At 55.0% G+C, this 25,379-nt stretch carries 18 protein-coding genes and 1 pseudogene; 5 read left to right on the forward strand and 14 right to left on the reverse strand.

Annotated elements, in window-relative coordinates; genetic code table 11:
• Positions 1–61 precede the first annotated feature (61 nt).
• Genes CU100_RS04670 through CU100_RS04680 form a run of 3 tightly spaced genes read right to left on the reverse strand, consistent with a single transcriptional unit; the run spans position 62 to position 3,148 of the window.
• Complete coding sequence (locus CU100_RS04670) at positions 62–1,543, reverse strand: DHA2 family efflux MFS transporter permease subunit (protein ID WP_106716012.1); 1,482 nt, start codon at positions 1,541–1,543, stop codon at positions 62–64.
• A gap of 49 nt (positions 1,544–1,592) precedes the next feature.
• A complete protein-coding gene (locus CU100_RS04675; RefSeq protein WP_106715331.1) occupies positions 1,593–2,099 on the reverse strand; it encodes an isoprenylcysteine carboxyl methyltransferase family protein in 507 nt (168 codons plus the stop codon).
• Positions 2,096–3,148 carry a type III polyketide synthase gene (locus CU100_RS04680; protein ID WP_106715332.1) on the reverse strand — a complete coding sequence of 351 codons (1,053 nt, stop codon included), beginning with the start codon at positions 3,146–3,148 and terminating at the stop codon, positions 2,096–2,098. Before CU100_RS04680 ends, CU100_RS04675 begins: the two co-directional genes overlap by 4 nt.
• 840 nt (positions 3,149–3,988) lie before the next feature.
• Here CU100_RS04680 and CU100_RS04690 point away from each other — a divergent pair.
• Positions 3,989–4,192, forward strand: coding sequence for a hypothetical protein (locus CU100_RS04690; protein ID WP_146141796.1), 204 nt, complete (start codon positions 3,989–3,991; stop codon positions 4,190–4,192).
• A gap of 91 nt (positions 4,193–4,283) precedes the next feature.
• Here CU100_RS04690 and CU100_RS04695 read toward each other — a convergent pair whose 3' ends face one another.
• The 6 genes from CU100_RS04695 to CU100_RS04720 form a co-directional block, all read right to left on the reverse strand.
• Positions 4,284–4,913 (reverse strand): response regulator transcription factor, encoded by a 630-nt coding sequence (locus tag CU100_RS04695; protein WP_106715335.1) that lies wholly within the window; start codon positions 4,911–4,913, stop codon positions 4,284–4,286.
• The gene (locus tag CU100_RS04700) at positions 4,913–6,535 is read right to left on the reverse strand and encodes a sensor histidine kinase (protein ID WP_106715336.1); all 1,623 of its coding nucleotides are present in this window, start codon (positions 6,533–6,535) and stop codon (positions 4,913–4,915) included. The genes CU100_RS04695 and CU100_RS04700 overlap by 1 nt, the downstream gene beginning before the upstream one ends.
• Before the next feature lie 191 nt (positions 6,536–6,726).
• Positions 6,727–8,064 carry an ABC transporter substrate-binding protein gene (locus CU100_RS04705; RefSeq protein WP_170113730.1) on the reverse strand — a complete coding sequence of 446 codons (1,338 nt, stop codon included), beginning with the start codon at positions 8,062–8,064 and terminating at the stop codon, positions 6,727–6,729.
• An 18-nt stretch (positions 8,065–8,082) separates the two neighbouring features.
• Positions 8,083–8,940, reverse strand: coding sequence for a carbohydrate ABC transporter permease (locus tag CU100_RS04710; protein WP_106715338.1), 858 nt, complete (start codon positions 8,938–8,940; stop codon positions 8,083–8,085).
• Positions 8,940–9,875, reverse strand: coding sequence for a carbohydrate ABC transporter permease (locus CU100_RS04715; protein WP_106715339.1), 936 nt, complete (start codon positions 9,873–9,875; stop codon positions 8,940–8,942). The genes CU100_RS04710 and CU100_RS04715 overlap by 1 nt, the downstream gene beginning before the upstream one ends.
• Positions 9,876–10,025: 150 nt before the next feature.
• Entirely contained in the window at positions 10,026–11,030 is a 1,005-nt protein-coding gene (locus CU100_RS04720; protein ID WP_106715340.1) for a LacI family DNA-binding transcriptional regulator, read from the reverse strand.
• Positions 11,031–11,325: 295 nt separating this feature from the next.
• Between CU100_RS04720 and CU100_RS04725 the strand changes: the two genes are divergently transcribed.
• Positions 11,326–11,883, forward strand: a complete 558-nt coding sequence (locus CU100_RS04725; protein ID WP_106715341.1) for a winged helix-turn-helix domain-containing protein — start codon at positions 11,326–11,328, stop codon at positions 11,881–11,883.
• Between the two features lie 35 nt (positions 11,884–11,918).
• On the opposite strand, the gene CU100_RS04730 is transcribed toward CU100_RS04725, so the two are convergent.
• The 3 genes from CU100_RS04730 to CU100_RS04740 form a co-directional block, all read right to left on the reverse strand.
• Positions 11,919–12,455 carry an RNA polymerase sigma factor gene (locus CU100_RS04730; protein ID WP_106715342.1) on the reverse strand — a complete coding sequence of 179 codons (537 nt, stop codon included), beginning with the start codon at positions 12,453–12,455 and terminating at the stop codon, positions 11,919–11,921.
• Positions 12,456–12,537: 82 nt separating this feature from the next.
• On the reverse strand, positions 12,538–13,113 hold the full coding sequence (locus tag CU100_RS04735; RefSeq protein WP_245418915.1) for a DUF5666 domain-containing protein: 576 nt from the start codon (positions 13,111–13,113) through the stop codon (positions 12,538–12,540).
• 237 nt (positions 13,114–13,350) lie between these two features.
• The gene (locus CU100_RS04740) at positions 13,351–13,611 is read right to left on the reverse strand and encodes a hypothetical protein (RefSeq protein ID WP_106715344.1); all 261 of its coding nucleotides are present in this window, start codon (positions 13,609–13,611) and stop codon (positions 13,351–13,353) included.
• Positions 13,612–14,351: 740 nt separating this feature from the next.
• Between CU100_RS04740 and CU100_RS04745 the strand changes: the two genes are divergently transcribed.
• Positions 14,352–14,717 carry a hypothetical protein gene (locus CU100_RS04745; protein ID WP_146141797.1) on the forward strand — a complete coding sequence of 122 codons (366 nt, stop codon included), beginning with the start codon at positions 14,352–14,354 and terminating at the stop codon, positions 14,715–14,717.
• Between the two features lie 1,101 nt (positions 14,718–15,818).
• Here CU100_RS04745 and CU100_RS04750 read toward each other — a convergent pair.
• Both CU100_RS04750 and CU100_RS04755 read right to left on the reverse strand, forming a co-directional pair.
• Positions 15,819–18,923 (reverse strand): efflux RND transporter permease subunit, encoded by a 3,105-nt coding sequence (locus CU100_RS04750; protein ID WP_106715346.1) that lies wholly within the window; start codon positions 18,921–18,923, stop codon positions 15,819–15,821.
• Positions 18,923–20,092 carry an efflux RND transporter periplasmic adaptor subunit gene (locus CU100_RS04755; RefSeq protein ID WP_106715347.1) on the reverse strand — a complete coding sequence of 390 codons (1,170 nt, stop codon included), beginning with the start codon at positions 20,090–20,092 and terminating at the stop codon, positions 18,923–18,925. The genes CU100_RS04750 and CU100_RS04755 overlap by 1 nt, the downstream gene beginning before the upstream one ends.
• A gap of 804 nt (positions 20,093–20,896) precedes the next feature.
• On the opposite strand from CU100_RS04755, the pseudogene CU100_RS04765 reads away from it, so the two are divergent.
• Together CU100_RS04765 and CU100_RS04770 are read left to right on the forward strand one after the other, a co-directional pair.
• A pseudogene (locus CU100_RS04765) lies at positions 20,897–24,071 on the forward strand (efflux RND transporter permease subunit).
• Positions 24,068–25,315 carry an efflux RND transporter periplasmic adaptor subunit gene (locus CU100_RS04770; protein ID WP_106715349.1) on the forward strand — a complete coding sequence of 416 codons (1,248 nt, stop codon included), beginning with the start codon at positions 24,068–24,070 and terminating at the stop codon, positions 25,313–25,315. Before CU100_RS04765 ends, CU100_RS04770 begins: the two are co-directional and overlap by 4 nt.
• Positions 25,316–25,379: the final 64 nt, after the last annotated feature.

The following is a 25,379-nucleotide window of genomic DNA, read 5'->3' on the forward strand; positions in this document are numbered from 1 at the left end:
AAGATTATTATCGATTATACATGCGTATAGTCTGGGTGCGGCTGGCGGCTTCCTCAATCAATCATAGGCGGGCTTTCGGCTGAATCGGGTAGGCAAGCATGATCAACAACAAAGGTACGAGGGTAATTAGCGCAAGCACGGCCCAAGCATCGTTGATGCCCTGGACCAGCGCAGCCTTTACTATCATCGGGTTGAAAATAGTCTGAGCAATCAGATCAATCTTGCCCGACATGTCCGCGGCCGCACCAGGAGCCATCCCAACGAACGCCTGCGTTCGTGCATCGCCGGCCAGGAGACCATTTACGATTGCGACACCGTGCGTGGCCGACCGGGTGTAGATCACCGAGTCCACCAGTGCCAACCCTATCGCGCCGCCTATGTTGCGCATCAGATTGAACAGACCGCTGGCATCCGGTATCCGCTCGTCTTGGATGTTGCCAAGCGCGAGGCGCGTTGGCGGAAGGAGGCAGATCATGATTGCCATGCCTCGCACGACTTGCGGCCAGAACATCCCGGCAGCATCGGTTTGCGGAATTTGCAGGGAACTCGACCCAAGGCCAATCGCGAATGACAGGAAACCAATGGTCGAAAGCAATCTGGCGTCGAGGCGCTGTTCAAGCATGACTGCTAAGGGCGCAATCATGAGCTGCGCCATACCAGTCACAAGCATAGTCTCGCCTATTTGCAAGGCGTTGCGCCCCCTGACGTAAGCTAGGAACACCGGCATGAGATAGACCGACCCGAATAGGCCGAATCCCAGGACGAAGCTCAGAATGCAGCCAAGGGCAAAGTTACGGTCTTTGAAATTATGCAAGTCGACAAGGGGCGTAAGCGAGTACCATGTCCGGAGGGTAAAAGCGGTCAGAGTGATCATGCTGAATGCACAAAGCGACAGGACAACCGAGCTCGACCAACCGCGTTGCGGGGCTTCTTTCAAAGCTATCTCCAGCGCTGCAAGACCAGTGGCCATCATTGCCAACGACCTGAAATCAATTGAACGGAAGTGCTTCAACTCGAATGTCTGGCGCGGGAGTAAACAAGCTGCCAATGCGGCTGCTAACAGCCCCGGGGCAACATTGATCAGGAACAGCCAGTGCCAGGAGTACGTTTCGGTAATCCACCCACCTACGATCGGGCCGACAGTGGGAGCCATCACTGCAACGACACCGGCGACTGTCGTGGCAACGTTTTGATGTCTAGGAGTAAACAACAGGAAAACCGCGGAAAAAACAGTGGGGATCAAGGTACCGCCCGAAAATCCCTGTATGGCCCGCCAGAGGAGCAAGGCATTGAAACTTTCGCTCTGTGCACATCCGACGGAAGCTGCGGTAAACAGCAATGCACCATATGCGAAAAGCCGGCGCATGCTAAGCAGGCGGGTCAAGAATCCCGTTAGTGGAATAGCAATGATCTCTGCAATCAAATACGCAGTCTGTATCCAGCTCATTTGATCCGGATTGATGTTCAAAGCGCCCTGGATGGTCGGCAGCGACGTCGCCACAATCTGAACGTCGAGAATGGCCATGAACATCCCGATGCACATCGCGAAGAAGCTGAGCCAGGTTGAACGACTTGGCTGAGCTTCGTCCGCGTCAGGCCCCCGCGTCACGGCGCAGCTCCAAAAGCTCAGAATTCTCCGTCCGGATTCTTACCGCAAGAACAAGGGCGTTGATGAGGGAAAAGACGAGGGAATACCAGACAAGCCCGAAACATAAGGGGAGAATTGCGATCTCTCCGATTACCACGACATAGTTTGGATGCGAAAAGATACGGTACGGTCCGGTCCTTACAAGAGGCCGTCCGGGCAAGACGATGATGCGTGTAGTCCAGCGTTCGCCCAATGTTGCGAGGACCCACAATCGCATCCCCTGGAGCAAAATGAAAACAGCAAACCATTCTGCCGCAATAGGCCTGTCGCCGGCGAAGACCCACATCCCTGCTAGCCAAACGGCATGAACAACAACGATGAGCGGGTAGTGACCGGGCGAAGCTTCGTAGGCGCCCTTTGCGATGAGAGTTCTCGTATTGTGCCTTGCCAGCAAGAGTTCGCCAAGACGCTCGAGAGTAACGAAGCCAAGTAGCGCAAATGTCGCGATCATGCTGCTCTCTTCAGTGAAACACAGTTGACGCTGAAGCCCGGTCCCATGGCGGTAAGCAAGGTGCGCGATGGCAAACCCGCTTCGATGAGACGCTGCAGAACGAACAGCGCCGTGGGTGCCGACATATTCCCATGCTCGGCCAATACGTCGCGCTCATGGTTCAAAGCGCCTTGACCAAGGCCAAGCGCCGCCTCTAAAGCGACCAGAACTTTCGCCCCGCCGGGATGACAGGCAAACCGATCGATATCACTAAGTGCGAGTCCTGAGCGCCCGACGATCTCGGAAATAGCAGGGGCGATGTGCTGTTCGGCAAAGGGTGGAATAGCGCGATCAAAAATGACGCCGAGCCCTTGTTTGTCAACGCTCCATCCCATTATGCCGAGTGTGTCGGGCCAAGTGTGCTGGCCAGACATTTCCACCGCGGCGATTCCCTCGTTTGCGACCGCAAGAACACATGCCGCCGCGCCATCACCGAAAAGCGCGCTCGCCACTATATTGGCTTTGGTAAGCTGGTCCATTCGGAATGCCAATGTGCACAGTTCAACAGCAACCAACAAGACGATCGTTCCAGGTCTTGATGCTGCCAGTCGCGAAGCAATGGAAAACCCCGACACAGCACCCGCACAGCCCAGGCCAAACACGGGAACGCGCTCGATATCGTCGCGAAATCCCACTTGGCGAGCCACGCGCGCTTCCAGCGTTGGAGTCGCGATACCGGTTGATGAAATTGTCACCACGGTATCCACCTCATGTCCCCTGATACCCGCCTTCTCCAAGGCGCTGATGGCCGCCGAGACGAACAAACTGCTCGCTCCCTCGATATAAGCAGCATTTCTTTCAGGCCATCCCAAGGGCTGCAGATACCATTCTAACGGTTTGACGGCGTAGCGCTTACGAATGCCTGAACTTTCAAATACCTTTGCCAGACGATCGAAGTCCCTGAACCGCGCCGAAAACGCTTGATGAGCGGCGACAGCGGCGTCACGTTGCTCAATAATGTGAGCGGGCACGGCTGTGGCGACGGAGACCAGTTTCACGGCTCCGGGCATCGATACTCCTGCCGGTAGTGCCGACGCTCTCGATGCTGCAAAGGTGCTGCCATCACGACCCTGAAAGGCATGTCTGTTCGACGGTAGTTGCACGGTGCGGACACTTGGCATGACTTACTCCAAAGCCGGAAATATCCGGTGCAGTTGAACTCAGCTTTGAAGTAGTACCAGCACGATCATGCGCGTATTATACATTGGTTTAGGACGTGTAACTCTATCTGAACCCCGCCACCGGCCGCTTCCCAGAAGGGCTCGAGGCAAGAAGTGAAGATAGATGTTGTGAACTCACCTCGCGAAAGACGCGCTGCGTTCTCCGTGGAGAATTTGAGATTGGGCTTTGGTTTAATCGCAGTATACCAACGTATACTTACGCACTCATCGGCATCGATGTATTCCTTCCAATGCGCTGTCACCCACACCGACAGGCTGGTAGTTCCCCCGGCTACCATACTTCAACGTTTTCCGCCCGTTGAAGCGCGGCCAAACGCTGGCCCGCAAAAGACCGTCCGAGCCCCTCCCGGACGGTCTTTTGTCTTTCGGCAGTATCTTTGTTGGTTTGCTTTTGACGGCGATTGCCGGTTCGTGCGGAGCAGCATCGCCTCTCGGCTCTACACAAGAGTATACCTAATCAAACGCGATGTATAATTTCTTCCATTTAAAATAACCCTTATACCAGAAAAAGGCACGCCAAGGTGTAGTAGTTGTTGTTCTTGACCAGAACGACGGTCGCAAGAGACATAACGGAGCGAAGCGACGCGTTGAACAACAAGTCTGCAACGGGCTTTGCAATGCAAACCACGCTCGTCCATAGCCAAAACCGAAACGATGGAAGAAACGAAGATGACAAATAGCACAATAGATCAAGATGCGGTGGCAACTACCAGTCGGATCGATAAGTTGGAGCACAAAGTCCACGACTTGGAAGCTGATCTCAACCGTGTGGTCGAAATCGCATATTTGCGCGGCGCCACTGAATGGGTTCGCATCAACTACCCGTTGCACTACGAGCGACTGCTTATGCAATATGACAGCTGCGCGGCGTGACACGACTCACTGGCTGGTGGCTTAGTTCGGCTGATTCAGCCACTGACCTGACGTTGCTCGCGACGGTCGTTGTTCTACGGTGGTATTGGCACTACTTGTTCAAAACTGGCTTGATGGCTTCATAGACCTTGACGAGTTCAGCAAGTGTTCGCACGGCCATTTTCTCCATCAGGTGTCCACGATGGATCTTAACCGTTATCTCGCTCAGGCCGAGTTCCCACCCGATCTGCTTGTTCATCAGGCCTCTTGTCACCAGGGCAATAACCTCGCGCTCCCGACTCGTCAGACTCTCATAGCGTTTCACCAGCGCGGAAAGTTCGCCGTCGCTTGTGCGGCGAGCCTGGTCGAGAATCAGCGCATTGGAAACCGCATCAAGCATGTCCTGGTCGCGGAACGGCTTGGTGAGAAAATCGATGGCGCCCGCCTTCATTGCCCGAACCGACATTGGGACATCACCGTGGCCGGTCATGAATATGATGGGGATATTGGTGCCAAGGCGAGCGAGCTTGTCCTGGAAATCGAGGCCACTTACTCCGGGCAGCCTGATATCAAGGACAAGGCAGCTGCCCGAAGAAACCTTGGAGGGACGGTCAAGCAATTCTGACGTGGAGCCGAACACTTCGACATTCAAGCCGACCGACTCGAAAAGATTTCCCAGTGCATCTCTCATATGTGCATCATCGTCGACGACAAGGACGAGTGGTGATCCTTGTCCGTCCATCACCCTGTCCCTTGTACCAGCGGTATGGTGAACTCGAAAATGGTGCCTGCCCCTGGTTTGGAACTTGCACTGATGCTTCCGCCATGCGCATTCACAATGGAACGGCAAATCGACAGCCCCATGCCCATGCCATCTGGCTTGGTCGTGTAAAAGGGACTAAATAGCTTCGTTCGCGTTTCAGGCGTCAGACCCGGGCCATTGTCGTGAATCTTAACAAGGGCGGCCCGTTCTTCGGCGAACGTTTCTATCAGCAGCTTGCGAGTGTTGCCCGCCGCGTGTGTCATCGCCTGAATGGCGTTTAACACCAAATTCAGAATTACCTGCTGCAGTTGCACGCGATCCCCATTGACCCCGGGCAAGTCGGTGGCGAGATGGAACTGCAAGCTTACTTGATGGATGTCAATTTCGCGTCGCACAAGCGCCACCGTCTCATCAAGAATTTCGTTGAGGTTGACGTGGGTGGACTTCGGCGGTGATTTCGCCGATAGAGCGCGCAGGTTCTTGATGATCTCGCTGGCCCGATGTGCATCGGCGATCATCCCTTCCATCGACAACTGGATTTTCTCGAGATCTGGTACGTCTCGTTGTAGCCAGCGCAAACCGGCTCCTCCATTGGCAACCACAGCTGCCAGGGGCTGATTGAGCTCATGAGCGATCGAGACCGTCAATTCGCCAAGGGTGGCGACCCGGGCGACATGTGCCAGCTCCGCTCGCGCTGCGTGGAGCTGGTTCTCGGCTTCCCGCCTGCCGGTCACATCCATGATACTTAGCAAAACCATATCGAGGGCGGGACGATTCGCAGGGAAGGCGACGTTGTATAAAACGGCCATCTGCCTGCCTTGCGCATCGTCGATGATTGTTTCGGCTTCGTAGCTCGACTTGCCAGACCAGACTGCCGCAAGGAACTTCCATGCATTGTCGACGTCAGCGTTGATGAGTTTGGGCAACATGGTCTCAAGTGCGATGATATCTGCGGCATTGAACATCTTCAGTGCCGTATCGTTCGCGTTGATCAGCCTTATGGTATTTGGCTCCCCGATGGGAGATTCCAAGTCCATGCTGCGGGCATGATCGATATCCCTCACGCCAGCGGTTTTGAGCTTGTCGACGGCCGCTTTGAGTTGTGTGAAATCCAACTGAAGAATGCCAACTCCCGTCGTTAGAAAAATTGTGCGATAACGCTGTTCACTTTCAGCCAGAACGGCAATCGCAGCTTTTACCCTGACGGCGAGAAGTGTTGTAATCCCAATGGCAGCAACGCTGACGAAGCAACGTCCCAATGAGTCTTCAAGCGCAGGCAACCCATCCCCATGCGAGATCAAAAACCCCAGGACGGTCAACCCGATGCAACCAGAACCGATTACAACAAGGCCCGTTTGCGTCGCGAAGTTGAGCGATAGCAACACCACGAGCACATAAAGCACGGCAATGGCGATGTCCAAGCTTGTCAGGGCGTCGAGCAGAAAAACGACCGCAGCAATGATGCCAGCAGCGGGTCTCGAGTATCTTGACTGGCAAGCGAAACGCAAGATGACATAAAAGGGCACCTTAGCCGGCCGCGCAGATCTGGCGAGGCCAATTTTTTCTCTCGCGATCGCTGTTCTTGTCTTAATCGTGGACATTTCACCCTCTTCGGCCCTGCCGGTGTAAGGAAATGCCCGCGGGTGAAGAAAGGAAAGTTTCGAGATGTAAATAATTGTTAAGCCGATGTAGCCTCAACGGCAAAGGTTGTTGCCATCGTCACTTCGCCGGGCAGCGACCAAACCGGGAAAACGCCACAACGCGCCGTCTCCAGCATTGAGTGTGGGTGTAATCACAGCTTTAGGCGATCGAATTTGCGCCTCCAGCTGTCCGCGACAGCCCGCAGTGCAACTCTGGCGGTCGTCTGCCCTTGCAGTGTACCTGAAATGCCAGCGCGCAGATCAAGTTCAAGGGAGCCCCAGTGGGCGTCATTTGGATTGGCCTGAGCCGTTTTCATTTGTGCAGCGGCAGCCGCAGTCCAGCCGTAGGTTTCCACGATATCCGGGTCCGTCAAAACGGAGAGGCGAGCCGAAGCGTTTCCCTTCTCCATGGATCGGCGTGCCCATTCCTTGCTCGTGATGTGCTGAATGAATTCGAAAGCCCACCCCTTGTTTCTTGATGCGGATGGTACGGCGAACGACCATACGAAGAATGGACTTTTGCTCTCTTCAGGTCTCTGGGAACCGGGCACGACCGCCCAATCCCATCGCCCGGCTGTTTTTGAGCCCTTTGACTTGTTCAATGGGGTTCCTGAAGCGTTCAGCGTGATAGACATGGCGTAGCGATCATTCTGACCATTCGCAATTATCTCGTCCCATTCCCACGTTACCGCCTCCGGGGGCATGACTCTGTGTTTTGTCATCAAATCCCCGTAATACTCCAATGCGTCAATGGCTTCTTCTGTGTCAATCAGGATCGTCCTCGTCTTAAGGTCGTAGAACGAGCCGCCGTTCGAGAGCAAGAACGGGCAGAAATGGTTGCTGATTGCAGGTCCTTGACGACCGCAGGTTCCTACCCCGTACCGATAGGGCGCACCTCGACGTGTCAGAGCCTCTGCGGCAGCCCGAAATTCGGCAAATGTCGCGGGCGCGCCCGCAAAGCCTGCCGCCTTGAGCAATTCCTTCTGGTAGTGGAGTATGTACACCGTTGCGCGATAGGGGATGCCGCATAGTTTGCCATCGACGGACACTGCATCAAGCGTTCGGGGCGCGAAATCACTGATGTCGAAATCAGATGCATGTTGGCCCGCGGCGGCTGACAACAAACTCTTGTGGTCTTCAACATAGGGGTGCATCCATCCAACCATGGAGGAACCCATTTGCACAATATCGAAGCTTGTGGGTCCTTGACCTGACATTTCGGCCCGACAGCGTACGACAAGCGCTTCCATCGGCAATTGCACATACTCGACATCAATGCCGGTGTCTTTTGTGAAGGCAGGGATTGCGTCCTGAAGGATTGTTCCTTTCCAGGATGCGTTGTCGCCTAGGACAAGGAGTTTGGCGGGTTTCTCCCCCGATGCCGTGCTCGCTGTCCTGGCTGAGCCGAGCGCGGCAAGATTGAAGCCGGCCAGGGTGGATCCGATAAGCGCGCGTCGACTAATCAGGCCAGTCTTGTTTGAACCGGACATGGCTCCCTCCATCACCCGTTATCGGACCCTAGCATCATTTACCGGCCCTGACGACAAGCCAGAGACAAGGTGCTTTTGCACGCCTAGGGAGAACACGATCACCGGCACCAGCACCAGAATGCCCGAGGCGGCAATAGCTCCCCAATCTGTTCCTGTCTCGCTACCTGCGTAAGTGCTCAGAAGAACGGGCGACGTACGCGTTGCACTATTGGTGAGGATTGCCGCGAAGATAAAGTCATTCCAGGCAAGAAGCATCGACAAAATGGCGGCGGTGGTAATACCCGGCCTGGCCAAGGGGAGGGCGATCTTGAAAAACGCGCCGAACCGAGACGCCCCATCCACATAGGCAGCTTCTTCGAGATCCCGTGGAACACCTTTGAAAAAGTCACGCGTTATCCACACGACGAGGGGAAGACTGAATGTTGTATAAGCCAAGATGAGGCTCATTCGTGAGTTGATCAGGCCCCCGAGGCTGAACATCACGTATAGTGGCAAAAGCACCGCGATTGGCGGTAACATGCGCATTACCAGGAGCGAGAAGAAAATGAGCTGGCGACCAGCGAAGCGATATCTGGCGATGGTGTAGGCGGCAGGTACGCCGGCAAACAGCGACACCAAAACTGTTGACGCCGTTACCAAGAAGCTGTTCCAGAAGGAATTCAGAAAGTTCCCCTCAGACAGTACTGCGACGTAGTTCTCCAACGTTGGCCACCACAGAAAAAGTGGTGGCGTCGTGAAAATCTGCTCCCTTGTTTTCAGCGATAGTCCAAGCAGCCATAGCAGGGGCAGCAGGAAAATCGCAAGCAAGCAGATCAAAGAGCCATAGACGCAGGCGTAGTAGAAGCCTGTTCGATAGGATCTACTGGAAAATCGCATCAGTCGGGCTCCCTTCTACGCATCGCTGCGATCAAAAACAGACAGGTCGCAAGGACGACCAACAACATTACCCATGACGCAGCTGAAGCGAGCGTGAGGTCAAAACTGAAAAAGGATGTTTGATAGACGTAGATCGAAAGCACGAGGGTTGCGTTAGCTGGTCCGCCTGCCGTCATTACATAGACGTTGTCGAATGCCCTGAACTCGAAAATGGTTCGTAACAATAGCGCCACCAGCAAATACGGTGACAGGAATGGCAATGTTATGTGTCGAAACTGCGCTATTCTAGTTGCGCCGTCGATTGTTGCCGCCTCCATCACATCCTTTGGCAAGGATTGTAGACCCGCCAAGACGAGAAGGGCCACGAAGGGCGCATTCTGCCACACACTCACCCCGCCCACTGTGATAAGCGCCAGCATCGGGTCGCCTAGCCAGATGATTGGTGACCGCATCAGGTAGTCGACAAGGCCATAGGTGGGATCGAGAAGAAGCTTCCAACAAAGCGCAGCAACAATAGGGGTAACCATCATCGGCACGATCAACGCTACTCGAAAGAAGCGAATGTATGGAAGATTGAGATTGAGAAGCAGGGCAATTGCCAGGCCGACCACGATCTCCAAGCAGACCGTCGCAGCAGTATAGCCAAGCGTGAGGAAAAGGCTTGCAACGAATACCGGGTCTGCAAGAAGATCCCTATAATTGCGCAATCCCACGAATTCAGCTTCCCAGACGGGTTCATCGATCGACCAGGCAACGAAGCTCATGATCAATGACAGCAACAGTGGAAAACCCAATATTGCGACGCTAAGGGTTATGGTGGGTAAAACAGTTAGAGGAACGAAACAATAATCCGCAAATCTTCCTAGTTGCGCAAGGTACTTTTCCCGGCGTCCTCCCGCACAGGTTTTACCATCGCTGACATCGTGGTGCCCCATGCCTTTCCCCCAAGGCTGCTGCGCGGCCCCTCCGCAACCAGCCTATGTTAACCCGCTATCGATGTGAGTCATAGTCTTGGCGAACATGCTTACGGCGTCTTCTATCGATTGTGATGAGGTCGGTTCCGCTGTGTATGTTTAAGCTGCCGTCTATCTTCGTTGCCACGGGACCGGCGAAGCGGGGCCGGTCGATTCGCGTATGATCAATTCCGGCACAAGATTAATACGAAGAGGAGGTACTGTTCGAAAGCGCGGATTGGAAACCCTGTCAATAATGCAACGAGACATCGCTGCTCCCATCTCCACGTGAGGTGTCCTTATTGTTGTCAGGCTTGGCGCTACCTGCGAGGCAGATATGAAATCATTGAAGCCAACTACAGAAACATCGTCAGGTACACGAATGCCAAGAAGGGCCAGTTCCGAAATGACGCTCACAGCTATGCCGTCATGTGCACAAAACAGCGCAGTTGGTTTGCCCCCGGCATCCATGTACGCGATGAGGGGCTTGCGCAGCCCAGCCTGTTCATCGAATACAAGATCGTCGACAGTTCCCCCAATTTCCTTGGCGCCGTCGCACAAGCCGCGAAATCTCTCGGCCCTGCCTAACAATCTTGCGTCTCCGTGAACGAAGGCAAACTTCCGATGCCCCAGCGTTGCCAAATAGCGCGCGATGGTGACGCCAGCTTCCCAATCTGTTCCCGAAACCTGATCGATGTGCTCCAGTGGTCCTGCATATCCCGAGCAAACCACTGGGAGGTTGAACCCGCTTGCAGTGCCCGAGATCTCATCAGGATAGGGTACCGCTAGGATCAATCCAACAACGGCCTCATCCAACGATCCGTCGAAGAGGCTGTGCGCCTGCTTCGGTACGACTGTATATCCGTAAGCTTCGGCTTGCTGTTCGGCACCCAATAGGATGTTGGACCACAACTCGGTGCTGACACGATCAATCTCCTGGCGCATGAACCATATTTGTCCTTTGTTGTACGCCTGCTCCGGTGTCAACGGATAGCCCATGTCCCTCGCAGCGCTTTCAATTCTGCGCCGTGTATCTTTCCCCACGCCGGGTTTGCCCGACAAAGCTCTTGAAACGGAAAATTTCGAAACTCCGAGCGCGTCTGCAAGATCTTGTAACGTCACGCGTTTTCTTGCCATTCAACCGCAATCCTGCTCTCGACTTCGCTCCACATCACCTACCAAGTTTGCGCAAATTGCGCAATGTATTGCGCTGACAGTTATGTTATGGTAGGAGTGTCAAAGTTTCATAGATACTTAGCCGGTGCAAAGGAGCGCTGAGGATTTTGCGCTTTGACGAAATAGTGCGCCCTGAAAATTTGGCTCCGGCAGCCGTTCTGCATAGGCTATTGCAGTCTACCGACCACCGCTCAAGCGGGTGCTAGCTTTGGTCTTACCAGAAGAGTTGGTGGCAAGAAGAAGGAGGACAAGGCAAATGACGCTGAATTCCGCCGCCAGTCTGGCTCCAAGCGCATCGCCAGGCAGCGTTTTTGTTTTTGGTCCATTCCAACTTTCCGGCAAAGAAAGGCTTCTCCAGCGCAACGGAGAGCCGCTTGCCATCAGTAGCCGCGGGCTTGAAATATTGATCGCTCTAGTCGAACGCCCCGGCGAAGTCATTTCACACAAAGAGTTAATTGATCGCGCGTGGCCCAACGTTGTCGTGGAGGACACGAACCTGCGCGTCCACATTGCAAATCTCAGAAAGGTATTGCGGGACACCAAGACGGGCCCACGTTACATAATGAGCGTTCCAGGGCGCGGTTATTGCTTTGTTGCGAAGGTGGATTTGACGTATACGTCTGGCTCACTCGGCTGGCAAAGCTCGCTGTCAGCGCAAACAACGGACACGCACCCAACGGATGCTCTGATCTTTGCAGAAGGACAAGTCCAGTTAGGCTTTCAACTGTTGCGCAATGCTTTGGCGACGCTGCAAGCGAGACGGTCTGACTTGGCGGCAAGCGAGATTCTGGGCAGTGGGGGACGGACCGATTGAGTGCGGGCGAGACGAACTAGGCCCCGCAGCAGAACTCACTTCTTTTGTCTTGGGTGAGCCTGCGATACAACTGCCTTTCCGGCGCTCGTCCGGCTGGGCAGCAGCGCTCCGGTACTGCCTTCCCCTTGGCAGCTCGCTCTTTGATTTCGATCTTTTTCGGCCAGCATAACCCGAACGCAGGTGAGGCGGCTCCTGACGGTGCTCACCGGTATGGCAAGAACCTTGGCAATTTCGGCATATGACAGGTGTTCGACATAGGCGAGGTACACGGTAGCGCGATATGCATCTGAAAGTGCAGTCAACTGGCGCAGGATCCCATCATCCATCGCAGGTATGGCGACGTCTTTCCCGAGAATAAACGCAGGTTTCTGCCAAATCGAATATAGGATCGCAAAAAAGTCGTAGTCAACGTTGCGGTTGTCGAAATGGGGCGAACCGTCAAGCCCGCGAATGCAAGTTGCTTGAACAAGCGCCTCGGCCAGACCAGAACTGAGGGAAAGGACCGCGCCAAAGCGCCAAAGACGGCGCAGACACCGGGATAGATCCGCCTTGATTTGGGCTTTGTCGGTCATAAATCGTCCTTGAAAGCGACGGTGGCCGTTCCCTCAAGTGAAGTAGGCACCGATAGATCTGCACCTCCCTCAGGAAATGAACTCACATCGGCGGGACAACCCCATTGCTGCCGTAAATGACACGATGCGTTGTTAGTGTGCCGTCGTTAGCATGATCTGCGGCGATGAAAACGTTTGTCCCAGCCCTCAGATCCTTTGGTGCAGCAACCTCAAGGGTTACGATCGGCGTAGTCTCGGGGATGTCGATCTTCTTCTGTCCGCCACGATAAGTAACCATGACAGTCCGCCCATCCACACTTGTTACGGCATTCGCAACGGTGGCGTTTGTCATGCTACTATTGGGCCTCAAGTCCCAGGGACGATCGCCTTCGCCTGTACCTTTGAGAGCGGCTGGGAAGATAACGACCTCGAGAGCGCTGCTGACACCATCGGCTTTCGGCACATTGGAGATGCCAACAAAATCTCCCGGCTTGATATCCTTTACCGAAGCCGGCGTAACGCTGTTGATGAGGCAATCGTCGTTCAAAATTACCGTTGCATCGCCACCTTCCCGGGTCCTGACCACCAGCGACTTACCCGCGAGGCTTGTAATTACACCGCGTATATTGACGTGGCCGGATGCTTGTACGGCTGCCAGGGGCTTACTCGATTGCATCATTGTGCTCTGCGCGTTGGCCGGCAGAGTTAGCGCGATGGCTCCTGCTGTTCCAAGAGCAAGAGCGAGTAACTGTTGTCTTTTGAACGTGATATGCATCCTTGATTCTCCAGATTTTACGGCAACACTGCGGCCCTGCTTATTCTGCTCGACGAGATTGCCTCTGCTTTCAGCGCTTCGCGGGCCCGCCATTTAGTTGCATTCGATGCTCGACCAAGCAGGCTGGCCCGATCGGCGTCGCTAGCGAACTCTTATCCTTGTGTTGCCCAAGGTCGCTGTCGCCTGACCAACTGAATTCATGTCCATTCGGCTTGCCGACGTATAGGACCGACTGGTCGTGCCGACGCGGCCAGAATCCCGGTTGCCGTCGACACCGGGCCGCCCCGTTTGCAGACTATGGAATGCTTCTGCGCTGAGGCCATGTGGAGCGGCAAAAGCTGCCGCGAAGGAATTGGAAACGAACAAGACCGTGAGTGCCGTCTTCAGGATGAAAGGGCGCATTTGAGGCTTCTCCAGAAGTATGAAGGGGAATCTTGTCGCCCCTCATTTTCAAGACCGTCCAGTTCCGTCGCGTCGCGCTGAACATTGTCCACCGCCGGCGGTTCCCGGTCTTTATCGATATCGAAGAACATCTTCGGATGAACGGTTCAATACAGAGCGAAAATATCGCCAGTAGCAAATGCGAGGGTCACGATAGCGGCTGAACCGATCAGGAATAGCATGAGCCAAATTGTGTCGAGTCTCTCCATAGCATCAGGCCCTTCAGGTTATGGGATGGTGGATCGGTATCCATCGTCACCACCCAGTGCAGCTTGTGTTCTCCCAATAGTATTGCCGAAACAACATACATGCTCCATCATCCCAAGGTGCGCGTGGCTAATGCGCTGGTTTGATCAATTCATACTTAGGTTTACGTCACTAGAGCCAGATCGGTGTCGTTATCTCGTTCATTTCTCAGATTCGAACTCTAGATGGACTGCGAGCAAGCCAAAACGCAAAAGGCAGCGCTAGCGGAACACGTCGTGTAGCCGCCGATGAACAAACGGTAGAGTGGAGCTATGCGAACCGCCGCGCAAAAGCAAAAATGTTCCGTGGAAGCAGTGCGGCAAAAATACTTCCGACAACTTGAAAGAACCTTCAACCATAAGTCCTAACCAGATAAACCTACGTATAATACCAGGAAAGACTTGCCGGGTTCATATTCGGTCAGCTTCACATTGGAAGCTTTCAAGGAGTGAATTATGAGAAAGTCAGCATCAATTCTAATGATAACCGCTCTCGGTGCAATGGTCGCGGTAGGCTCGGCAACTGAATCGATGGCTCACGGCGGCGGCGGTCATGCCGGCGGCGATCATGGCGGTCAAGGCTTTGTTGGTGGTCGAGGAGACTTCGGCGCAAGGGACAACGGCTTTCACGGAGGAGCCGTTTTTGGCCGGGGCGGTATCTTCAACAGCGCACATGGACTTGCGATGAACCACAGCCGTTTTGCGGACCGCAGAGACCACTTCAGGGGATTCCCCCATGATGATAATTATTGGGGCCCATACTACTCCTGTGAGTATCCGTTCCGTTGGAGCGCGCCTCTTTATAATGAATACTGCCAATAATCCTTCCTAAGCTTTCGGGTCCGTACCCCAATTATGGGAGCACGGACCTGAATCCGAAGGCATCTGGAATTCGGGATACCCGGCCACGATCCACCGCTGACAACTCTCGTCGTTCTCACTCAGGCCACTAATGCCCTGAATGCATGCGTTTTTTAAGGAGGCTCAAGTGCAAAAGTCTTTCCGTCGCCCTCTCAACGACCACCTGCCGCACATGGACTTGGCGGAGATCATTTTGCTGATGACTGTTGTTGGCTCGGTCGCTCTCACCATCGGGTTCGACTGGATTTACCGAGTTTTGCTTAGCTGAGCGCATGTTCCCTAAGCCCAGTCTGCTTTGTTCGAGCACTATCATGCCATTGGCTTCAAGATGGGATCGAGCTGACCCATCCTTGCCTTTGTGCCTCTTTCGTTTTTCGCTGCGGCAGGTTTGCAACGCCCACTATCCAGGGCGCCTCGCCCGTACATTCTCAAAATCGCTACTTTCGCAATTCTCATGTTGGTCGTGGGAAACGGTTATTCCACGTTTCCTTAGCTATACAGTTCATCCAGGTCTCGCGAGCTCTCTCGCGCATTGCGACCCTTCGTTTATTCTCGTCGGATTGGGTTAGATCTCAAACTCTTGCCGGAAGAAGGGCGCTGCCTTGTTCCCGCCGGTGCGATCCTGTCGATCCTAGCCAATCCATTGCTTGTTGCCGCTTTGAAGCGAGCAGTGCCGTGGCTCTAAGGACGTGAGAACCGCACTGAATCCATCGAACCGGTGCCCGAAATCAGAGCGATAAGTACAGAGGCGATTGCACGGCCGAGTCGAAAGGTTGCCGAGGCCGTATTTGCAGTCGGTCTGCCTCCACTTAAACACTCAACAGTTGCGTGGATCTGAGGCATGGGGTGAGAAATGAAACGTCGATGGCTCGTGTTGCCAGAGATGGCCGCCGAGTCGACCTACCGCGAGGACAACCGCGATAACCAGCATTACGGAAACGTATGTCGACAAAGCAGCTCGGGCGGCCAGATTCACCTCGTGTTTGCCGTGCCGGTGGCCGGCCAAGGGTCCTGACATTTCGCATGTGTTGCAAGAATTCGCCAAGCGATCGCGGCAAGGAGTCAATCCTGGACATCGACTGTCCGCCTCGAGTGTTGACCAAACTTCCAGCGGCTCAGCCTGTCGAGGTACAGATAGACAACGGGCGTGGTATATAGAGTCATTGCCTGGCTCAGGATCAGGCCCCCGACCATGGCATATCCCAGCGGCTGCCGCAGTTCAGACCCGGTACCATGACCCAACATCAAGGGAACTCCGCTGAGCAAGGCGGCCATGGTGGTCATCATGATCGGCCTGAAGCGTAGCAAACACGCCTGGCGGATTGCTTCCTCTGGGCGCAAGCCATGGTCCCGCTCGGCAGCAATAGCGAAGTCAACGATCATGATGCCGTTTTTCTTGACGATGCCAATAAGGAGTATGACGCCGATGAGGGCAATCACAGTGAAGTCGAAGCCGAAGGTCCACAGCATGACGAGCGCTCCAAGGCCCGCAGATGGTAGCGTCGACAAGATCGTCAGGGGATGGACATAGCTTTCGTAAAGAACACCCAAGATTATATAGATCACAGCCAAAGCCGCAAACACAAGCAGGGGCTCGCTCGATAAGGACGTTTGATAAGCCTGCGCATTGCCTTGGAAGGTTGCGATCAGGGTTGGTGGCACTCCCAGATCCGCTTCGCCCCGGTGGATCGCCGCAACGGCCTCGCTCAAGGCTACACCCGGTGCGAGGTTGAATGACAACGTCACCGAAGGAAATTGACTTTGATGATTGATCGCCAGAACTGTCGTCGGCTGCGTCGATTGTTTTACGAGCACGTTGAGCGGGACTTGCGCGCCAGTCAGCGGTGACTTGATATAGAGCTCATTGATAGCAAGCGGTGAACTTTGAACCTGTGGCGGCAGTTCCAGAATGACATGATAACTGTTGAGGTCGGTGAAGTATTGAGTGACTTGCCGTTGGCCGAACGCATCGTCGAGGGTGTCGTCAATCGCCTGAGGCGAAATGCCAAACCGTGCTGCTTGATCCCGGTCGATGTCAAGTGTGACGGTTGCCCCGTCGGATTGCTGATCCGTCGCAACGTCGGTGAGTTCGGGAAGCGTGATTAGCTTTGCCAGGAGCTTTGGAGCCCAATTGCTTAATTCGTCCGCATTGCCATCCTGGATCGTGTATTGAAACTGGGTGGCAGTACTTCGGCCCCCCACGTTGATATCCTGCGCTGGCTGCAGAAAAAGCTTCACACCTTCGACGCGTGCGAGCTTGGGGCGCAGGCGTCCGATGATTTCGCTTGCCGTAGCGTCTCGCTGATTCCGGGGCTTCAGTGTGATGAACATTCGACCGGTATTGAGCGTGTTGCCCGAGCCACCACCGACTGCCATCCCTACCGAAGCAACTCCCGGATCGCTGGAGACCACTTTGCCGATCTCTATCTGATGGCGCGCCATCTCCGCAAAAGAGGTGTCTTGTGCACCCTGCAGCAGGCCCGTGATCAAACCGGTATCCTGGATTGGAAAAAAGCCCTTCGGGATATTAATGAACAAATAACCGGTGGCCACCAGCGTCAACAGAAAGATGCCAAACGTGACGCGATGATGGTGTAAGGCAATGTCGAGCGTAGTGCGATAACCGCTCAGAAGAGCGTCGAAACCCCTTTCCGAAATTCGATAGAGTCTGCCGTGTTTGATACTGCCTTCGCTTTGCAAAAAACGGGCACACATGACTGGCGTCAGCGTCAGCGACACAAGTGCCGATACGGCGATGGTGATGGTTACTGTTATAGCGAACTCATGAAAGAGCCTGCCAACGATTCCGCCAAGAAACAGGATGGGTATGAAGACAGCAACAAGGGAGAGGCTGATGGAGATAATCGTAAAGCCAATCTCTCTTGATCCATCCTTGGCAGCCTCCAGTGCCGATTTGCCGTCTTCCATATGACGCTGGATGTTCTCCAGCATGACTATAGCATCGTCAACGACGAAACCTACCGCGATGCTCAGTCCCATCAATGACAGGTTATCAAGGCTGAACCCTAGTGCGTACATGAGCGCGAAAGTGCCCACGAGCGCGAGAGGGACAGTGACCGCTGGGATCGATGTAGCCCAGACGTTCCGCAGAAAAACGAATATCACCATGATGACTAGGGCGATCGTTAGCAGAAGGGTGAATTTTACATCCGTCACCGACGCCCGAATGGTCGTCGTACGGTCGCTCAGACTAGCTATGTGCAGCGCTTTCGGGGCTATTGCCTGCAGTTGGGGCAGTAAAGCTTTTATTTGCTCTACGGTCTCGATGACATTTGCGCCAGGCAGTTTTGAAATTGGTAGCAGGATGGCCGGCTTGCCGTCAGCCCAGGCCGCAATTTGGGTGTTTTCCGGCGCGTCGATAGCCCGGCCGATGTCGCTTACTCTAACTGGTGCGCCGTTCCGGTAAGCAATGATTGCGTCGTTCCATGGGCCCGCAGCCAAAAGCTGATCATTGTCGTAAAGCGTATAGGTTCGCAGAGCTCCCTGAATGCTACCTTTTGGTGCATCGGTCGTGGTAGCGATGATTGCAGAGCGTATATCCTCCAATGACAGTCCGAGATCGGCTATTTTGCGCGGGTCAACCTGGACTCGAACTGCTGGTTTTTGTTGACCAAAGACCGACACCTGCGCCACACCGGAGACTTGGCTGATGTGCTGCACCAGAACATTCTCGGCGAAATCATCAATCTGGGTCAATGGCAAGGTATCTGACGTAAGTGCAAGTACCAGGATGGGAGGATCAGCAGGGTTCACCTTTCGATAGGTCGGCGGAGAGGGGAGATTGCTTGGCAGCTGGCCACCAGCGGCGTTGATCGCGGTTTGCACATCCTGCGCTGCGCCATCGATATTGCGGTCCAATTGGAATTGCAGCGTGATAGAGCTGCTGCCGAGTGTGCTCACAGACGTCATCTGTGTAACACCGGAAATTTCGCCGAACTGCCGCTCCAACGGCTGGGTGACCGAAGATGCCATCGTTTGCGGGCTAGCTCCCGGCAACTGGGTGGAGACTTGAATGGTTGGAAAATCGACCTGCGGCAGCGGCGCTACGGGCAGCAGTGGATAAGTTGCCAAGCCGATCGCCAATATACCCAGCATGAGCAGCGACGTTGCGATGGGCCGCTGGATGAACCAGTGAGAGATCGACATCAATCCCCCTCCCTATCGGCATCGCTTACATCTGTTGTCTTGTCAGGCATGGCTTCTACCGAAACTCTCGAGCCCGCCTCGAGACGATATTGCCCGGCAGTTACAACGCGCTCGCCAGGTGTAAGGCCGCTTTCTATTAGTGCGCGTCCGGAGGAAATTTGTCCGGGCTTGATCGAACGAACTTCCACTGTGTCATCCGGGTTGACCACGTAAACGAAGAACCCGTCCTGACCTCTCTCAAGCGCAGCAGAAGGTACCGTGATCGCCTGATGAACGACCTTTTCCTGCAACCGAATGTCGACGAATTGCCCCGGCCAAAGTTTCTCGCCCATGTTGGGAAACGTAGACTTCAATCGCATGGTGCCACTCGTCTGGTCGATCTCGTTATCGATGACCGACAGCGTTCCCGTCCCCAGCTTTGCGCTACCATCACGGGAGTAGGCCGTTACACTGACCGTGCCTGCATCCTGAGCTGCACGCACAGCCGCCAAGTCGTCTTCTGGCAGTGTCGATACGACGGAGATCGGTTGCGTCTGCGTAATGACCACGATGCCGGTTGTGTCCGTCGCATGTACATAGTTCCCCTGATCGACCAGCCTCAGTCCCGTGCGTCCATCGACTGGAGCGATCATCTGTGTATAGGAAAGCGATACGGCGGCGGCATCTTTCGCGGCAGCATCCTGCGCAATTTGAGCTTGAAGTTGCGCGACGGTGCTTTGCTGTGTCTGCGTGGTTTCTACGGTCGTAAATTCCTGGGCGGTAAGTTTCTTGTCCCTCTGCAGAATGATTTTGTCATTGTCCAGGTTCGCTTGATCCTGGACCATCTTGGCTGATGCCTGATCGAACGCGGCCTGAAAGGGGCGAGGGTCGATGACAGCCAGCAGATCGCCTTTCTTGACGCTCTGTCCCTCGGTGAAGAGCACTTGCTGGAGTTCGCCATCCACCTTGGCTTTCACGGTAACGGTATTGAATGCCTGAACCGTTCCGAGACCGTCAAGGAAGACGGGCACATCGGCCTGCACCGCCACTGCGGCCTGCACCGGTATGCTTGCAGGAGCCGGCGCGACTGCAGCGATAGCCTCGCGGCTGGTGAGCCAATAGGCTCCAGCTGCGCCTAGCATCGCCACACCTAACGCGATGCTCACCCCATTTCGAACTGAACGATGCATGTTGTGCTCCAACTCTATTGCGGGTCGGTTATCCGTGTGAGCCCTGGCGCCGCCCGTTCATAAAGAATTCTTCGTGGCCACCCGCAAGCAAGGCGTTTAATGAGTCGGCTAATTGGCCTGACGTTTGCCGAACCCCGCATATCTGCCGGATCCTTCCGCATGTCCGCTGCGACCATGGTCGATGCTATGGTCATGATGCAGATGGCCGTCGAAAAGACCATCTGTGTAGTTATCCTCATAGGCTGCAGTATTAATAAGATCGCTATGGGACCCGTGATTCCCGCTGTCTATACATGCCGACAGAGGCAGGCTCGACAGTAGTGTCAAAGACGCAATGGATAATGATTTCACAAGCATTTCGCGTATCCTCGCAAAGCAAACAACAAAACGCAGGCCCGTTGGCACAAGCAAGTCACCACAAGGACGATGCATGATAGAAGCACGATCACGTGCTAAGCTTAGATGGCCTCACGGGGAGCGGTCGCAATTCAGTTTGTCGTGATCGCCACGTGACGAAATTTTGCAAATGTCACGCCGCCATGGCACCGGAAAGCCAAAAAGCCCGCCAATCCTGAGGATTCATCGAGATTGCGCGAGATCTTCGAGTTCGACCCGCCTGCGCGACCCGAAACCAAAGTATGAACCGATAAGACAAGCGAATAATAACCTGCCACGTGTGTATGATGGAGCCAGCGAGGCCGCCTCGGTAGTCTGACATAGCCACCCTCCTGTGGCAGGAGTTCGGGACAACAAGGTGTCGAGCTTCTCCCCCTGAGCCTTCAAGCACAACAGGACTCTGCACCAATGGGTATTGTCAGATTCGCGCTGCGGTTCCCGGCACACGTTCTACGTGTTGGCCGCCTTGATAATCTTTCTTGGCGGGGTCGCAAGTTACGAGATGCGAACGGACATCTTTCCGGAAATCAACATTCCCGTTGTATCGGTGATCTGGAGCTATGGCGGTCTCAGCACCCCGGAAATGGAGCAGCGCGTTACCACTTACAGCCAGTATGCGATCAGCTCCAATGTCAACGGCATCAAGAATATCGAAGCGCAGACGCTGGGCGGCCTTTCCATCCAGAAGATTTACTTTCAGCAGGACGTCAATCTGGATTTGGCAATCGCGCAGATCGTTTCCGCGACAAACGCGATCCGCGCGCTCTTGCCGGCCGGAATTCAGGCGCCGCTTGTGGTGCAGTTTAACGCTTCCAGCGTACCGGTCCTGCAGATCAGCTTGAGTTCCGACACGCTCAACGAGCAGCAGCTCTATGACTATGGCATCTACCGGATTCGCCAGCAATTGGCGCCGATTCCCGGGATCACGCTTCCAACACCCGCTGGCGGCAAGTATCGACAGATCATGGTTGACCTGGATCCCTCGAAGCTCCTCGCCAAGGGCCTTACGCCACTTGATGTCGTCAATGCAGTCAACACGCAAAACCTGACGCTGCCGTCCGGAACGGCCAAGATCGGCGACACTCAATATGTGGTACGCACCAACGCCACGCCGGCAACCATCGACGAGCTCAACGACATCCCGGTGAAAGTCGTCAATGGAGCGACGGTTTTCGTAAAGGATGTTGGTCAGGTTCATGATGGTTGGCTGGTTCAGCAAAACATCGTTCGCCAGGACGGCCGCCGCTCGGTCCTTCTGAGTGTTATCAAAAACGGCAATGCATCGACGTTGGAAGTGGTCAATGCGGTGCGTCGTGCTTTGATCACAGCGCGCGCGTCCGCGCCAGCGGGCATGCAGATCAAGGAGATCTTCGATCAGTCGGTATTCGTCAAGCAGTCCATTGCAGCTGTGCTTCGCGAAGGCGCAATCGCGGCTGCTCTGACTGCCTTGATGATCCTGCTGTTTCTGGGGTCGTGGCGATCCACATTGGTGGTCATGATCACGATACCTCTCGCAATCCTGACGTCGGTCATAGCGCTGTATTTCTGCGGCGAGACGCTAAACACAATGACTCTGGGAGGGCTCGCGCTGGCAGTCGGAATACTCGTGGACGATTCTACTGTAACGATCGAAAACACCCATCGCCTGCTGACGGAAGAAGGGAACTCTCTGGCCCAGGCAACGCTCCACGGAGCCGCCGGAATTGCGATACCGACGTTGGTATCGACCTTGGCCATCAGCTGCGTGTTCACGTCGGTCGTCTTTCTCGAGGGGCCTGCCAAGTATCTCTTCACCCCCCTAGGTCTCGCCGTCGTGTTTGCAATGCTGGCGTCCTACGGCCTTTCCAGAACGCTCACACCGATCTCGATCGGGTTGCTTCTCAAAAGCGAGCAGCGTCACCAGTCGACAGGCCGGTTCGCCCGACTTCACGCACGATTTGAGCATGGGTTTGAGGCTATGCGCGTTGGCTATGTCGGCTTGTTGAGATTGCTGCTTACGCGGCGCCTGATCATGCCTGTGGTGGCTGTATCGGTCTTGGCCCTCGGAGCGATATTGCTGCTTTTCGTGGGTCGCGATTTTTACCCTGTCATCGATGGCGGGCAAATCCAACTTCATGTCCGGGCACCGGCCGGAACTCGGATCGAAACGACAGAACGCATCTTCCAGCAAGTCGAGGACAAAATCCGTCAGATCATACCTGACAGCGACCGCCAGCTCGTTGTTGACAATATCGGCTTGCCCGCGCGTTCATACAACCTTGCATTCACCGACGGCTCGACTATCGGTGTGAACGACGGCGTGATTCTTGTCGCCTTGAAACAAGGTCACGCGCCTACTGCCGATTATGTGCGGAAATTGCGCGCAGCATTACCGCAAGCCTTTCCAGACGTCCTGTTCTACTTCCAGTCGGCGGACATCGTCACGCAGATCCTCAATTTCGGCCTCCCGGCTCAAATCGATGTCCGCACGGTGGGCTACGATCGGGCCACGAATTTGCGCGTGGCAACCGAGCTTCAGCGGCGCATTGCCGCCATACCTGGCATTGCGGATGCTCACCTCCAACAGGAAGTTGATGCGCCTGCATTCGATACGATCATCGATCGAACGCGTGCAGCGCAACTTGGGTTGAATGCGAACACCATCGCTACGAACATCAATGTCAGCCTGAGTTCTTCCGAGCAGGTATCACCTAATTTCTGGACCGATCCGGCCACGGGCATTCCCTATTACCTTGCTGTCCAAACGCCCGAATCGAAGATCAGCTCTATAAATGACCTCGGCAACACGCCTGTGTCGTCAACCATATCCACGGCCGGAGCGCAGGTGCCAGGTCTCTTGGGCAACGTCGCGACATTCAAGCGAAGCGCTCTACCCACCAATAGCAACCAGGCAAACGTTCAGCCTCTCTACGAAGTCTTCGCAAGTGTCCAGGGTCGTGATCTCGGGAGTGTTTCCAACGAGATCAACGCGATCGTCACGGATATGCAAAAGCAGTTATCTCCTGGCAACTACATTCAGGTCGCCGGCCAGGTTCAGAGCATGAACGATGCGTTCCTTGATCTTGGGATCGGCCTGCTGTTTGCCGCCGTGTTCGTTTACATGTTGATGGTCGTCAATTATCAAAATTTCGGAGATCCGTTCGTGGTCATCCTGGCCTTGCCGGCGACGCTTTGCGGCATTCTGACGATGCTCTTCGTAACCGGCACGACTCTGAACGTGCCCTCGCTCATGGGGGCGATCATGGCAGTCGGTGTCGCGTCAGCCAATTCGATCTTGCTGGTTACATTCGCCAGAGAGCAGCAGCTGGCCGGTAAATCGGCGTTTCAGTCGGCCATTGACGCGGGGCATACCCGCATCAGGCCCGTCCTGATGACCGCGACGGCCATGATCGTCGGCATGATTCCGATGGCCATAGGTGGAGCTGGGGAGGAGCAGAATGCCGCCCTGGCCCGCGCAGTGATTGGCGGTCTCCTTTTCGCAACTCCAACGACACTTCTCTTCGTACCCTACCTGTTTGCCATGCTGCGCAGCGGACAGGACGGCAAGGCAGCTCACGGCGTATTCAACGAGGAACCAGCATGAAACCCTTAGAACCGTCGGATAAACGGATTGACCAGACCTATAAGCCGCAACTCCAGAAGTCGCCCGGACGGGCAGCGTGGCTTGTGGGGCTTGGTACTCTATCCGGGCTTGTTGCGATGCTTGCTTTTGGCGCGTGGGGTCATCACTCGCGGGCCGAGGAGGCTGTTGCCACGGCCAACCAACTGCGCGATTTCGTGCCATCGGTGCACGTCGTCGCGATAAAGCCGAGCTCTGAAACCCTGGACATCAGCCTTCCCGCAACCACGTCGGCCTTCGAAGAAGTTCAAATATTCGCTCGGGCAAGCGGGTACATCGAAGAGCGGGAAGTGGATATCGGAGATCACGTTAAGAAAGGGCAGCTCCTCGCCAAAATCGCCGTACCGGAACTCGACGACCAAATCCTCGGAGGGCAGGCTACCTTGGGTCAGCTCCAGGCTGCTTTGAAACAGGCACAGGCGAATTCAGACCTCGCACAGGTCACATGGGACCGGGACAAACCACTGGTCGCCAAGGGCTGGATAACGCAACAACAGGGTACCATCGACGTGCAGACCCTTAAAGCCCAACAGGCAACGGTGGGCGTCGCGCAAGCCAATGTGAAGGCGCAGCAAGACCAACTGGAGGTGCTCAATCAGCAAAGGCTATACCAGCAGGTCATCGCGCCGTTCGATGGTGTCATTACCCAGCGCAACATTGACAAGGGCAGCCTTGTACAGGCTGACACGACCACCAGCACTTTCCTGTTTGCCATCATGCAGGGAGACGTCATACGCACGCAAGTGTTCGTGCCCCAGGACGAAGCCTTCGGTGTTCGCCCCGGTGACAAGGCGGTGGTAGAGGTTCCCGAAATTCCTGGCCGTACTTTTAGCGGAACAGTCACACGGATCGCCGATTCCTTGCAGCCTGGCACCCGAACCTTGCTGACAGAAATCGACTTGCCCAATCCTGACGGCCTTCTCACTCCAGGCACCTATTGCACGGTCCAGCTCCAGGTTCCGCGCAAGACGCCCAGCGTTTCGATACCCTCCGATGCCCTCATTTTCAATGCTGAGGGATTGCAGGCCGCGGTCGTTGAGAATGGTGTAGCGCACATTCGCAAGTTGATTGTAGCGAGAGATCTGGGAACCTCAGTCGAAGTCTCCAACGGCGTGAAACAGGGTGATCTGGTGATACGCAATCCTCCAGTGCAACTGGTGGAAGGTAGCCCTGTACAAGTCGAGCCTGAGGAAACGCCGCCCGTGTGACGATTGAGCTAGTATATTCACGTAAAATCGATATAGAACTGACGTAGAAATTATGTATAACTAA

The sequence above is a fragment of the Phyllobacterium endophyticum genome, assembly GCF_003010935.1.
GTDB classification, from domain to species: Bacteria; Pseudomonadota; Alphaproteobacteria; order Rhizobiales; family Rhizobiaceae; genus Phyllobacterium; species Phyllobacterium endophyticum.